This window comes from Sneathiella sp. (assembly GCF_002694385.1).
GTDB lineage: Bacteria > Pseudomonadota > Alphaproteobacteria > Sneathiellales > Sneathiellaceae > Sneathiella.
Window position 1 is genome coordinate 189065 of record NZ_NZMB01000018.1, and the last position, 13149, is coordinate 202213.

The window sequence follows — 13149 nt, forward strand, 5'->3', positions numbered from 1 at the left end:
TTTCTCCTATGCTGGTACTCAAGACCAACATCTAGTAAGATATTTCTTAAGGACAAGCGTTTATCCAAAAGGTTATGCTATGGATGATAACGAAACCAAACCCTCTAAAATAAAAGATGCGACGGAAGCAGTAGCCGCGATAGCAAAAGCAGTTCCAGTATATCAAGATGCAATACAACCCGGAGCTAGGGAGCTTGGCAAAAGTTTAGAGACAATCGGTAAGTCGGTAAATTTAGCACTTGCTCCTCTTAAGGCGGTAGTTTGGGGCTACGAGCAGATCGAGGTTTTCTTGACTAAAGAAGTGGCAAAAAAGCTCCAAAATATACCCGAAGAAGATATTATTACTCCAAAAATTAATGTTGCAGGCCCACTTCTTGATGCACTGCGATATTCAGCAAAAGAGGAAGAACTGCGAGAAATGTTTGGTAATCTTTTAGCAAATGCAATGGATAAGTCTACTGCACACAGTGCCCACCCATCATTTGTTGAAATACTTAAACAGATAACATCTGATGAAGCCAAAATTATGCAGCATTTCAATTCAGTAAAAGTACTTCCCAAAATTGACATCGTTTCGAAACAAAAAAATCAGCCACATTATGACATATATATGAAAAACTACTCCTTAGTTAATATTAAATCATTAGAAATAAAATCGGGAATGGCTCCAATATATGTCGACAATTTATGCAGGTTTGGTTTGTTGACAACTTATGACGGAGTAAAAATGATAAATCAAACAGTATACCAGCCTCTTTTGGAGCATAAGATGTTTACCGAAGCTGCGGACAAAATTAGCGACTGGGGCCACGAATGCCATATTTCAAAAGGATTCATAAGCAGAACCAATTATGGAACTTTGTTTTGCAATATATGTATAGACGACAAGAGCTTAAATACTACCGCCCCCTAAACTCAGGCTCCCGTTTTTCCATAAAGGCATTGATGCCCTCGGCGTAGTCTTCGCTTGAAAGGGTGACGGCGTATTGGTCGAGGTCCATATAGCTCACGGCATGGTTGAGGGCGTTCGCCGCGACGCTCGCGCCCTGTTTGATCATGCGGACGGGGAGTGGCGGCTGGGCCGCAATCTTGCGGGCATAGTCGAGGGCGAGATCATAGGCCTTGCCGGGCTCGGCCAGTTCCTCGATGAGGCCCCAGCGTTCCGCCCGCTCCGCGCTGATCTTGTCGGCGACGATGCAGAGCTGCTTGGTGCGCGCCGGGCCCATCAGATTGACCATCCGCGGGATCGACTGCCAGCTCATATTCATGCCGTTGCGGATTTCCGGCACCCAGAAGACGGCGTCCTTTGAGGCGATGCGCATATCGCAGGCGACCGAGAGCGCGACGCCGCCGCCGATGCAGTAGCCATCAATGGCGACGAGGGTCATGGGGGCGAGTTCCTCCCACGCGCGGCTCATCTTCGGCCCGACGGCGAGCATCTCCCGCCGCTCCATAATGCCCGCCTCGCCCCGCGCCTTCACCGCCGGGTCTTTCAGATCGAAGCCGACGGTGAAGTTTTTACCATTGCCGGTCAGGATGATGGCACTTATCTCCGTGTCGCCCTCAAAACTGCGGGCGACGTCGGTCAGCTCCTGCATGGTTTCCACAGAAAGCGGATTGAAGTCGATGCCGCGATCGATGCGGACCGTAACGATACGGTGATCACGCGTGACTGTCAGATTCTTGTATCCCATGCGGGTTCTCCCTATTGTTATTATCGTTCACGTCTGGCAAAGGAGCCGTTATGCCTGCCTACATCATCGCCCGGATCCGCGTCACCGATCCCGACCAGTATGAAGTCTATAAATCCCTCGCCCCGATCGCCATCAAAAAATATGGCGGCAAATATCTGACGCGCGGCGGGGCCATGGAAACGGTGGAAGGAGACGCGGAGACACGCCGCGTCGTGCTGCTGGAATTTCCCGATATGGCGGCGGCGCGGGCGTTTTACAAAAGCCCGGAATACGCCAAGGCGAAGGCCGCCCGCGAGAGGGCGGCAACCGGCGAATTTCTCATATTGGAAGGGCTGGAAACACCGCTCTGGTAAGGCGCGGGATTTCCAGTGCCGTGTCAGTACAGCTCTTTTTCAAGCGGCGCGAAATAGGCCTCAACATCCGCCGCGCTCACCTGCTCCAGCGTGGGCGGGTTCCAGTTGGGGGACTGGTCCTTGTCGATGACGGTGGCGCGGGTGCCCTCGTAGAAATCGACGCCCTTTACAATGCGGCTGACCATGCGAAACTCCATCCGCATGCAGTTGTTGAAATCGAGCGCCGCGCCGCGGCGAAGCTGCTGATAGGTGAGTTTGAGGCTGGTAGGTGATTTCGTGAGCAACGTCGCCGCCGTTTTCTGCGCGAACTCATCCGCATCCGATTGCAGGCTTTTGACGATTTCCTCCACGGTATCTTTTGCAAAATGCCGGTCGATCAGGGCGCGATGGGCGGCGAGCGGCATCTCCGGCGCGGGGGCGGCATGATCGCGGATGATCGCGTCAATCTCCGCCGCCGCATCCTCGCCAAAGCGGTGCGACGTCAGACTATCGGTCAATGCCGCCAGCCGGTCCGCTTCCACAAGGACCTGCGCTATACCGGCAAAGACCGAATCGCCTGCTTTCAGCCGCGCGCCGGTCAGCCCGAGATACATCCCGAGCTGCCCCTCAAGCCGCGGCAGAAAATAAGACCCGCCCACATCGGGGAAGAGACCGATCCCCGTTTCCGGCATGGCGAACAGCGTCCGCTCCGTCGCGATGCGGTGGCTGCCATGCACCGACACGCCGACGCCGCCGCCCATGACGATCCCGTCGATCAGGGCGATATAGGGTTTCGGGAAGTGTTTGATCCGGGTATTGAGGTAATATTCGTCACGATAGAAACTCAGCGGATAATCGCTGCCCGCCCGGCCTTCGTTATAAAGCTTGACGATATCCCCGCCCGCGCAAAAGGCCTTCTCCCCCGCCGCACGCACCAGCACGGCGCGGACCGTCGCATCCGTCTCCCACTCTTTCAGCCTGGCATCGAAGGCGAGACACATTTCATGGGTCAGCGCATTCAGCGCCTTCGGCCGGTTGAGGGTGACAAGCCCGATCTCGCCCGCCCGTTCGAACAGGATTTCTCCTTCCATACTCATCACTACCCTCTTCCCTGGCCTTCTTTAAGCTTGCGCGCAATAACAACGCGCATGATTTCATTGGTGCCTTCCAGAATCTGGTGCACGCGGGTATCGCGGACAAAGCGTTCCAGCGGGAAATCGCGCAGATACCCGTAACCGCCATGAAGCTGCAACGCCTCGTTACAGACATTGAAGCCGACATCGGTCGCGAACCTTTTTGCCATGGCGCAGTAAAGTGTCGCCTCCGGATCCTTGGCATCCAGCTTCGCCGCCGCCTGACGGATCATCAGCCGCGCCGCCGCCAATTCCGTCGCCATATCGGCAAGCTTGAATTGCAGCGCCTGAAACTCGCCAATGGGCTGACCGAACTGCTTGCGATCCGCCACATAATCCTGTGTCAGTTCAAGACACGCCCGTGCCGCACCGAGGGAACAGGCGCCGATATTCAGCCGCCCGCCATCCAGCCCCATCATGGCAATCTTGAATCCGTCGCCCTCGTTACCGATGAGATTTTCAACCGGCACGCGGCAATCATCGAACAGCACCTGCGCTGTCGGCTGGGAGTTCCAGCCCATCTTGCGTTCCTGCGCGCCGAAGGAAAGCCCTTCCGTCTCCTTCGGAATGGCGATGCAGCTCACCCCGCGCGGACCGTCATCGCCGGTACGCACCATGGTGACATAAACATCCGATTTGCCGCCCCCGGAAATAAACGCCTTGCCGCCATTGATGACATAATGATCGCCGTCGCGCACCGCCTTGGTGCGGAGCGAGGCCGCGTCAGAGCCCGCCCCCGGTTCCGTCAGGCAGTAGCTCGCGAAATGCTGCATCGTCGTGAGCTTTGGCAGGAATTTCGCCCGCACCGCGTCGGAGCCGAAACGGTCGATCATCCAGCTCGCCATGTTATGGATGGAGATAAAGGCCGCCGTCGAGGTGCAGCCCGCGGCCAGTTCTTCAAAAATGATCGCCGCATCCAGACGGGTGAGAGCCGAGCCGCCATGCTCTTCCCCCACATAGATACCCGCGAAGCCGAGCTCTGCCGCCTGCCGCAACTCATCAACGGGGAAATGCTTCTCCTCGTCCCATTTCTCCGCATTGGGGGCAAAGACTTCGGAGGCGAAGTTCCGTGCCATGTCGCGAAATGCCTGCTGGTCTTCGGTCAGATTGAAATCCATCGGAATCCCCTGATATATTACGGTCCCTGATCTGTTATAGCATGTTGATACGACCTTGCCGACAGGCTGTCAATGTCTACCAAACAGTCGTTAGGTATAAAAAATTGCAGCCCGACCGGCATGAGGATAGTATGCCGCCCCATACGATCTTGGATAGGAAAGCCCTAGGAAAACCGCTTATGACAAGCTTTGTGCCGCAATTTCCCCGCACCCGGATGCGCCGCGTGCGCCGGACCGACTGGTCCCGCCGACTGGTGGCGGAGAATCAGCTTACCCCCGATGATCTGATCTGGCCGGTCTTTGTGCATGAGGGCAAGGATCATGCCGTGCCGATCCCCTCCATGCCGGGCGTGAGGCGGCTCAGCCCCGATCTGCTGGCCAAAGCGGCGCGGGAAGCGTTCGCTCTCGGCATTCCGGTGATTGCCCTGTTCCCGGCGGTGGAACAGCATCTTAAAACCGAGGACGGGCGGGAGGCGCTGAATGCAGATAATATCATCTGCAAGGCCATCCGGGCGATCAAGGACGCGGTGCCGGAAATGGGCGTGCTGTGTGATGTCGCGCTCGACCCCTTTACCACCCACGGGCAGGACGGGCTGGTGGAAAACGGCTATGTGGTCAATGATCCAACGTTGGAGGTGCTCATCGGGCAGACCCTCAATCAGGTAAGCGCGGGCTGTGACATCATTGCCCCCTCCGACATGATGGATGGCCGTATTGGCGTGATCCGCGATGCGCTGGAAAAAGAAGGTCATATCCATACCCAGATCATGTCCTATGCGGCGAAATACGCGTCTGGCTTTTTCGGGCCGTTCCGCGACGCCGTCGGCTCCACCGGCAATCTCGGCAGCGGTGACAAGCGCACCTATCAGATGAACCCCGCCAACACGGACGAAGCACTGCGCGAGGTGGCCCTCGATCTCGCCGAAGGCGCCGACATGGTGATGGTGAAACCGGGCATGCCCTATCTCGATATCTGCCGCCGGGTGAAGGATGAGTTTGGCGTGCCCACCTTCGCCTATCAGGTCAGCGGCGAATATGCCATGCTCGCCGCCGCCGCCGACAATGGCTGGCTCGACCGCGACAAGGTGGTGATGGAAAGCCTACTTGGTTTCAAGCGGGCGGGCTGCGACGGCGTGCTCACCTATTTTGCGGTGGAGGCCGCGAAAAAACTATAGGGTTGAGCGTATGCGATATGGGTTCGCTACCGCCCGCCGGAAACATCAATCAATGATCCGGTGACATAGCTCGACTGCGGCGACATCAGCCAGAGGACGACATCGGCCACCTCCTCCGCCTCGCCGCCGCGGCGCATCGGCACCATGGCTTTCACACGGTCAACGCGGTCCGGCTGCCCGCCGCTGGCGTGGATTTCCGTGCGAATGACCCCGGGACGGACGGCGTTGACGCGAATTCCTTCCTCCGCTACCTCCATCGCCAGGCCTTTCGTCAGGGTATCAATGGCCGCCTTCGACGCCGCGTAATCCACATATTCATTCGCACTACCGAGCTTCGCCGCGACGGAGGACAGATTGACAATCACCCCGCCCGCGCCGCCATATTTGGTGGAAAGACGCTTCACCGCCTCCCGCGCACAAAGAAAAGGGCCCGTGATATTGGTCGTGAACATCCGCTCCAGCCGCGCATGATCCATCTGGTCAACACGGGCGGGCGGCGCGACAATCCCCGCATTATTGATCAGCGCGCCCAGCGGCGGCAGCTCCCGGTCCGCCGCCTCGAAAAGACGCAGGATATCGGCCTCCCGGCTGACATCCGCCTGCACGGCGCGGGCATGTCCGCCCGCCCGCTCTATCGCCGCCACCACATCGGCGGCGGCGGCCTCATTGCGGGCATAGTTGACGCAGATATGATATCCCGCGGCGGCGGCTTTCAGCGCAATGGCGCGGCCGATCCCCCGGCTCGCGCCGGTGACAATGGCAGTCTGATGTTGCGAAGGCATGGCGGTCTCCCTGAAGAGTGGATTATGAATTATGCGCGCCCCGTCCCAGATTGAGGATTGCAGAATTGCGCCCGCCGATCAAGCACTAGCCCATCAGGATGATTTTCTCACAACGCCGTCGCCCGAACGTCCTGTATCAGAGATAAAAGCATCGACAACGGCCCTGAAGGGAGGCCGAAAATGATATCCGACGTTCTTGACCAGCTCAACAAGGCGCGCGCAGAGGCGGGATGCACACCACTATCCCTCGATACCCGGCTGATGCAGGCCGCCGGGGCCCATGCCGATTTTATGGCGCGACGCGGACTGCTTTCTCACGAGGGAGAGAACGGATCAACCTTTGATCAGCGGATCCGCGCCGCCGGATATGAATTCACAAGCGCGGCCGAGAATGTCGCTTTCGGCGCATCGGATGCGGCAGGCGTCGTAACCCTCTGGATGAACAGCCCGCCGCACCGCGCCAATATCCTGAATGCGGATTTCACCGATGTCGGCATTGGCATCGCCAACTCGGCAGACAAGACGGCGCCGCTTTACTGGTCCCTCTCCCTCGCCACACCTACAGGCCCGGCAGAGGAGACAGCATAACGGCTATTTCGCCAGCTTGCGTAAGCGCTCAATCAGGCTCGACGTGTCCCAGCGATTGCCGCCCATATTCTGCACATCGCCATAATATTGGTCGACAAGCGCGGTGTTCGGCAGGCTCGCGCCGATCTGATCGCCGGTCTTGAGGCAAATGCCGAGATCCTTGCGCATCCAATCCACCGCGAAGCCATAATTGAATTCGCCCGCGATCATGGTTTTGTAGCGGTTTTCCATCTGCCAGCTCTGCGCCGCGCCCTTGGAAATCACCTCGATCACCTTTTCCGCATCGAGACCCGCCTTTTCGGCAAAATGAATACCTTCGGAAAGCCCCTGCACCACACCGGCGATACAGATCTGGTTGACCATCTTGGTAAGCTGCCCCGCGCCCACATCGCCCATCCGCATACAGGCGCGGGCATAGGCATCAATCGGTGTTTTCGCGCGCTCGAAATCGGCCTCCGCCCCGCCGCACATGACGGTGAGCACACCGTTTTCCGCGCCCGCCTGTCCGCCGGAGACTGGCGCATCGACAAAGCCGATGCCTTTTTCCTTTGCGATTGCGCCCAGCTCCCGCGCAACATCCGAAGAGGCTGTCGTGTGGTCGACGAAAATCGAACCCGGTTTCATCGTCGCGAGAATGCCGTCATCGCCGAGCACGACGCTGCGAAGGTCATCGTCATTGCCGACACAGACCATGACGAAATCGGCCCCTGCCGCCGCTTTGGCCGGAGTGTCGGCAGAGGAACCGCCATATTCCGCCGCCCATTTTTGCGCCTTGGCGGCAGTGCGGTTATAAACGGTCGTCGCATAGCCCGCCTTTTGCAGGAACCCTGCCATGGGATACCCCATGACGCCAAGTCCGATAAATGCTGCCTTTTCCGCCATTTTCCACCTCCTGTTGGCTCTCTTCTGTCGCGATGTGCGATGCGCGATGCGCGCGCCTCTCCCGCCCCTAAAGCTTGTGATATTGTCCCCGGTGAAAGAGTAGCGCATTCTCCTCCTCGCCGAGATGAACTTTCGTCACCCGGCAGATAAAGACGGCATGATCTCCGGCCTCATGCACCGCGAAGGTCTCGCATTCAAATACGGCAAGGCTGTCCTGAAAAACCGGACTGCCATTTTCGCCGATGTCATGCGCAATGCCTTCAAAGCGATTATCCCGCGGCATGGAAAATCGGTCCGACAGAGGCCGCTGATCGGGGGTGAGGATATTGACGGCGAAATATCCGCTCGCCAGAAATTCCTGGCAATGCCCGCCGACATGGGCGAGGCTGAACAAAATCAGCGGCGGATCGAGGGAGACAGAGCTGAAGGAGTTGACCGTCACCCCAAGCGGTTCGTCGCTGGCACTGCGTGACGTGACGACGGTGATCCCTGTGGCGAAGCATCCCATCGCATTTCTGAATTCTCTGACGTCAAAGCTCATCTGTTCGTGATACCTGTCCTGCGGATGCGGCCCACCAAAACGCATCGGTTCTCTCAATTGCGGGCACTTTCCCATATCAGCACGGCAAAATCACCCTTTTTCTTGACCCGCCCGCAACGCCACCTTGCGCCGATCATCCCGCAAGGCAGTCTTTAAAATGTTCCTAAAATTCCACACGCTTTATTAACCATTTTCGCGGCACAATCGGCGCTCAATTCCGTTTCGCTCGATTTGGGGACATCTGGATAAAGAATGTTTTGGATTATTGGTATCGTCGTGACATTCGGCTCCGTTGCCGGTGGCTACGCCCCGCACGGCAGCTTCGCTGTCCTTTTTCAGCCGCTTGAATTCCTGATCATTCTGGGCGCTGCGGCGGGCGCATACCTGCAGGCCAACCCGAAATGGGTTATCCTTGGATATCTCAAATCTTTCGGCAAGCTGATCAAGGGCACGCCCTATAATAAACAATCCTATACCGAACTGCTGACTCTGATGTATGCGATTTTCAAGCTGTCCAAGACAAAGGGCATGATCGCCCTGGAGCCGCATATTGAAAATCCTCATGAAAGCGAACTGTTCCAGCATTTTCCGAGCTTTATCAAAAATCACCATGCGGTGGATTTCATCTGCGACTATCTGCGGCTGATGACTATGGGGAGTGAAAACCCCCATGAGCTGGAAGCCCTGATGGATCAGGACATCGAAACCCACCATAACGAGGGACACGCCATCTCCGCCTCTGTCACCTCCCTTGGGGAGGCGTTGCCCGCTTTCGGTATTGTCGCCGCGGTTTTGGGCGTGATTGTCACCATGGGCTCCATCGCCGAGCCCCCGGAAATTCTGGGCGGGCTGATCGCCGCCGCGCTGGTCGGCACCTTCTTCGGCATTTTTGTCGCCTATGGCGTCTTTTCCCCCATGGGCCGCAGCCTGGAACAGTTCGCCGATGCGGACACCAAATATTTCGAATGCATGAAGCTGGGGCTGCTCGCCCATCTGCAGGGCTATGCGCCTGCCGTCTCCGTCGAATTCGCCCGCAAGACCCTTTATAATCACGAACGGCCGTCCTTCATCGAGGTGGAGGAAGCCTGCGCCGAGGCGCCGACCGTCTGATGATATACCGGGCAAACAGCAAAGCGAAAGGATGATCCATGGCGGATGAGATCGCCCCGATCATCGTCAAAAAGGTCAAGAAAGGCGGCCATGGTCATCATGGCGGCGCCTGGAAAGTGGCCTATGCCGATTTTGTGACGGCGATGATGGCGTTTTTCCTGCTGCTCTGGCTGCTCAATGTGACCACGACGGAACAGAAGGAAGGTCTCGCCGATTATTTCGCGCCCACCACCGCCAGCCTCAACCAGTCCGGCGCCGACGGAATGCTGGGCGGGCGCAGCCTGCAAACGGATGGCGCGCAAATCTCCAATCTCGGCGTTCCCTCCGCCGTGTCAAGCATCGCGCCGCCAGACAGCGGCCGCAAGAATGAAAGTGCCGACGCCCGGAAAACCCGCGAAATGGAAGAGGCAGAGCTGCTTGAAAGGCTTCGCCAGATCGAGGAAGCGAGCTTCGAACAGGCGCGCGAACAGATCCGTCAGGCGATCAATACAGATCCCAATCTGTCGGGCCTCAAAGACCATATTATCATCGACATGACACCGGACGGGCTGCGCATCCAGATCGTTGATCAATTCAATGAAAGTATGTTCGAAAGCGGCAGCGCCAATATCACCGCGCGCATCCGGTCCCTGATCGAAATGATCGCCAAATCCATCAAGGAACTGCCTAACGGCCTTTCCATCAGCGGTCATACGGACAGCGATAATTTCAGCACTGCGGGCTACAGCAACTGGGAACTGTCTTCGGACCGGGCCAATGCAAGCCGCCGGGCGCTCATCGAGGCGGGGCTGGATGCCGAACGGATCGAGCGGGTCACCGGCCTTGCCGATACCGACCCGCTGATTACCGACGATCCGTCGAACCCTGGTAACCGCCGCATCAGCATCATCCTGCTGCGGGAGACGCCGGTGCTGCCGCCCAATCTGAAATAAATCCTCCGCCCGGCCTACATCCGCCAGACAAGAAGCTTTGTCCGCCGCCGGTCCATGACCTCCACCACCTCGTCCGGCTGATGATCGGGCACGGTGAAGCTGTTGCTGATAAACAGGCTGCCAGGCTTCATCTCGGCGCGCGCCTTCTCAAAAAGGGCAGGCATCGGCACGGGGGAAAGGAAACAGTAAACAACGTCATATTGCGACAAATCTTCGCGGAAAATATCGCGGTAGCGCATCTCAAGATTGTCCGACCCGGAAAATTTGCCCATCAGCCAGGACAGAGCGAAGGGCAGCGGCGCCGTCTCCAGCCCGGAAAAACGCGCGTCCGGCCGTCGTGTCGCCAGATAGCGCAGAATTCCGCCAAGCCCGCTGCCCAGGTCGACGAAATGCAGAGGCCGGTCCGGCAGCACTTCCTCTATCGCCCGATATGTCAGGCGGTTGGTGAGGAACAGCGGCACCCGGTTTCCCGCCACATTCCAGAACAGCAGCACCAGCAGCAGCAGGACAAGTGGAAAGACCCAGCTCGGGATATCGAGCGCCAGCGCCAGCACCAGAAGCGGCGGCGCCCCCACCTGCCCGATGACCCAGGGGGCGGAAAAGCCAAAGCCACGGGTAACAATCCCCGCAAGCAGTCCCCCCGCCAGCGCGACCCAGAGGAGCGGCGGCATGTAGCCGAGCAGCTCCCCGGCCAGCGGACGCAGCAGCCACAGAGGAATGAAAATCACAAGCTGGATGGCCAGTGCGGCGAAAACCGGCGATTTTTGCCGCCCCGCTCCCGCGCTCATGCCGCGCGCCGTCCGGACGACAGAGCGATGGAGGAAACAACGCAGAACGGCATGATCTTTTCCGGCGGTTTTGCCGTCAGAAACCCACAAAAGACGGCCTGTTATTGCAATGATAGGCCACAACTACCATCTATTATCCCAATGCGATAGCAAATGTTGAGATGTGAAAGGCGTGATCCTGTATGAACAACTCCAACGGCCCCCTTGTTGATCTTTCCCCGCTGGACCGTGGTCGCAAGACAAGAGGCATGTCGAGTGACAGCTTCAATCCTGATGATTTTGAGGCAATCCGCCTGCGCCGGATTTTCGCCTATGCGATTGATGTTGTCTGCATTGCCATCATCACCTTTATCGCGACTGTGGTTGCAACGCTGCTGGGGGTGATCAGCTTCGGCCTGCTGTCGCCCCTCCTCGTCCTGATTCTGGCGCTGATCCCGCTCAGCTACCATACCCTGCTGGTCGGGGGACCGGGCAGTGCCACCCTCGGCATGCGTTTCATGAATGTGCGGATGGAGCGGATGAATGGCGACAAACCGGACTATCTTGTCGCGTTTATCCATGCGGTGCTGTTTTACCTCTCCGTCGGTGTCACATCATCGCTGATCCTGCTGGTCTCGCTGTTCAACCCGCGTGGTCGCCTGCTGCATGACTATCTGCTGGATACCGTGGTGCGGCGCATTCCGCTGCGTTCATAGGGCGTCGCGTATTTCATAATATAGCCGGGCGAGGGACAATAGCGGCAGGCGCAGCGCCGTGCCGCCCGGAAAGCGCTTGTGCGGAATGCGGGCGAAAATATCAAACCGCTCCGCCTGGCCCTGTACCGCCTCCGCCAGCAGACGACCGACGATGGCCGACAGCGGCACCCCCTGCCCGGAATAGCCCTGTGCATAATAGATATTGCTGCCGATCCGCCCGACATCGGGCAACAGGTTGCGGGTGATGGCCACCTTGCCACCCCAGACATAATCAACGGCCACATCGGCCAGTTCGGGAAAGGTCGCCAGCATATTGCCGCGCAATGCCTCTTCCGGCGCGGCGCGACCGATCAGCTTGTCCCGCCCGCCATAGAGCAACCGGTTATCCGCGGACATCCGGAAATAATCGAGATTATAATTCATGTCGGAGACGCAGGCCGCCGTCTTCATCAAGGCCTGCGCGCGCGCTTCGCCGAGTGGTTCGGTCGCGATGATATAGGCATCGACGGGGATGAAGCGGGCGGCAAGCTGCGGCTTGAGATCGCCAAGATAGGCATTCCCCGCCAGGATCACAAAATCCGCCGTCACGCGGCCCGCCGCAGTGGTCACGACGGGGGTGCTCCCCTCCGCCACACCCTTCGCCTCTGACCCCTCATAGATATCAACCCCCGCCAAAGCCGCCGCGCGGCCAAGGCCCAGCAGATAGTTAAGCGGATGCAGGTGCCCGCCCGCCGCATCATAGAGCGCGCCGCAAAACCGCTCGGAAGCCACCTGCCCGCGAAACGCGGCGGTATCCAGCCAGCGATACTGCTCATAGCCATAAACGCGCTCGCAATGCGCCTGCTCCTGCAACAGCCAGTCGCGATGGCGCGGTTTGATGGCGGCATAGAACTCTCCGGGGCGCAAATCGCAGTCAATCGCGTAATCCTGGATTCGTTCTTTCAGCAGATTGCTCGCCTCGATAGAGAACTGCCACAGGCGGCGGCCCTCCTCGCGCCCGACCAGACGCTCCGTCTCGATCATACCGGGGGTGTATCCGGTCGCAATCTGTCCGCCATTACGGCCCGAGGCGCCGTGGCCGATCCGCGCGGCCTCCAGCAGGGTGACGGAAAAGCCCGCCGCCCGCAGATCCAGCGCCGCCGAAAGCCCCGTATAGCCGCCGCCGATAATGCAGACATCGGTCCGGATATCCCCCTCAAGGCGCGGAAATGCATCACGGGCACGGGCCGAGGCGTCATAATAGGAACTGTGCATCCTGTTTTTCTTCAATGGTTTATGGCTATCGGGCAATAATATCGGGCTTGCAAGATCGCAGACTTTGCTCATGATAGAGAAGTCAGTATAGTGCCGCTCGCGACGCTTTTACTCCGAGTGGTTAA

Annotated in this window: 15 protein-coding genes; 7 read left to right on the plus strand and 8 right to left on the minus strand. The window is 58.3% G+C overall.

Annotation, left to right across the window (positions count from 1 at the left end; genetic code table 11):
* Positions 1–79 precede the first annotated feature (79 nt).
* A complete protein-coding gene (locus CMN55_RS12955; protein WP_293950230.1) occupies positions 80–913 on the plus strand; it encodes a DUF4393 domain-containing protein in 834 nt (277 codons plus the stop codon).
* Here the strand turns inward: CMN55_RS12955 and CMN55_RS12960 are convergent.
* The gene (locus tag CMN55_RS12960) at positions 900–1694 is read right to left on the minus strand and encodes an enoyl-CoA hydratase/isomerase family protein (protein ID WP_293950231.1); all 795 of its coding nucleotides are present in this window, start codon (positions 1692–1694) and stop codon (positions 900–902) included. The genes CMN55_RS12955 and CMN55_RS12960 overlap by 14 nt on opposite strands.
* Positions 1695–1744: 50 nt before the next feature.
* Between CMN55_RS12960 and CMN55_RS12965 the strand changes: the two genes are divergently transcribed.
* Entirely contained in the window at positions 1745–2047 is a 303-nt protein-coding gene (locus CMN55_RS12965; RefSeq protein WP_293950232.1) for a DUF1330 domain-containing protein, read from the plus strand.
* Between the two features lie 23 nt (positions 2048–2070).
* Here CMN55_RS12965 and CMN55_RS12970 read toward each other — a convergent pair whose 3' ends face one another.
* Positions 2071–3123: an enoyl-CoA hydratase/isomerase family protein gene (locus CMN55_RS12970; RefSeq protein ID WP_293950233.1), complete on the minus strand. Its 1053-nt coding sequence runs from the start codon at positions 3121–3123 to the stop codon at positions 2071–2073.
* Positions 3124–3125: 2 nt separating this feature from the next.
* Complete coding sequence (locus CMN55_RS12975) at positions 3126–4277, minus strand: isobutyryl-CoA dehydrogenase (RefSeq protein WP_293950234.1); 1152 nt, start codon at positions 4275–4277, stop codon at positions 3126–3128.
* Between the two features lie 179 nt (positions 4278–4456).
* Here CMN55_RS12975 and hemB point away from each other — a divergent pair, with 179 nt between their 5' ends.
* A complete protein-coding gene (gene hemB, locus CMN55_RS12980; RefSeq protein WP_293950235.1) occupies positions 4457–5452 on the plus strand; it encodes a porphobilinogen synthase in 996 nt (331 codons plus the stop codon).
* A 26-nt stretch (positions 5453–5478) separates the two neighbouring features.
* Here the strand turns inward: hemB and CMN55_RS12985 are convergent, their stop codons facing one another.
* Positions 5479–6234 (minus strand): SDR family oxidoreductase, encoded by a 756-nt coding sequence (locus tag CMN55_RS12985; protein WP_293950236.1) that lies wholly within the window; start codon positions 6232–6234, stop codon positions 5479–5481.
* Between the two features lie 180 nt (positions 6235–6414).
* On the opposite strand from CMN55_RS12985, the gene CMN55_RS12990 reads away from it, so the two are divergent.
* Positions 6415–6822, plus strand: a complete 408-nt coding sequence (locus tag CMN55_RS12990; protein WP_293950237.1) for a CAP domain-containing protein — start codon at positions 6415–6417, stop codon at positions 6820–6822.
* 3 nt (positions 6823–6825) lie between these two features.
* Here CMN55_RS12990 and CMN55_RS12995 read toward each other — a convergent pair whose 3' ends face one another.
* Both CMN55_RS12995 and CMN55_RS13000 read right to left on the minus strand, forming a co-directional pair.
* The gene (locus CMN55_RS12995) at positions 6826–7812 is read right to left on the minus strand and encodes an NAD(P)-dependent oxidoreductase (protein WP_366932055.1); all 987 of its coding nucleotides are present in this window, start codon (positions 7810–7812) and stop codon (positions 6826–6828) included.
* Positions 7772–8245, minus strand: a complete 474-nt coding sequence (locus tag CMN55_RS13000) for a flavin reductase family protein (RefSeq protein ID WP_293950239.1) — start codon at positions 8243–8245, stop codon at positions 7772–7774. The genes CMN55_RS12995 and CMN55_RS13000 overlap by 41 nt, the downstream gene beginning before the upstream one ends.
* Before the next feature lie 252 nt (positions 8246–8497).
* On the opposite strand from CMN55_RS13000, the gene motA reads away from it, so the two are divergent.
* A complete protein-coding gene (motA, locus tag CMN55_RS13005) occupies positions 8498–9355 on the plus strand; it encodes a flagellar motor stator protein MotA (protein WP_293950240.1) in 858 nt (285 codons plus the stop codon).
* A gap of 38 nt (positions 9356–9393) precedes the next feature.
* Positions 9394–10287, plus strand: coding sequence for a flagellar motor protein MotB (gene motB / locus CMN55_RS13010; protein ID WP_293950241.1), 894 nt, complete (start codon positions 9394–9396; stop codon positions 10285–10287).
* Between the two features lie 14 nt (positions 10288–10301).
* Here motB and CMN55_RS13015 read toward each other — a convergent pair whose 3' ends face one another.
* Positions 10302–11075 carry a class I SAM-dependent methyltransferase gene (locus CMN55_RS13015; RefSeq protein WP_293950242.1) on the minus strand — a complete coding sequence of 258 codons (774 nt, stop codon included), beginning with the start codon at positions 11073–11075 and terminating at the stop codon, positions 10302–10304.
* Between the two features lie 182 nt (positions 11076–11257).
* On the opposite strand from CMN55_RS13015, the gene CMN55_RS13020 reads away from it, so the two are divergent.
* Positions 11258–11770, plus strand: coding sequence for an RDD family protein (locus tag CMN55_RS13020; protein ID WP_293950243.1), 513 nt, complete (start codon positions 11258–11260; stop codon positions 11768–11770).
* Here CMN55_RS13020 and CMN55_RS13025 read toward each other — a convergent pair.
* Positions 11765–13024 carry an NAD(P)/FAD-dependent oxidoreductase gene (locus CMN55_RS13025; protein ID WP_293950244.1) on the minus strand — a complete coding sequence of 420 codons (1260 nt, stop codon included), beginning with the start codon at positions 13022–13024 and terminating at the stop codon, positions 11765–11767. The two genes, CMN55_RS13020 and CMN55_RS13025, sit on opposite strands and share 6 nt — an antisense overlap.
* Positions 13025–13149 lie beyond the last annotated feature (125 nt).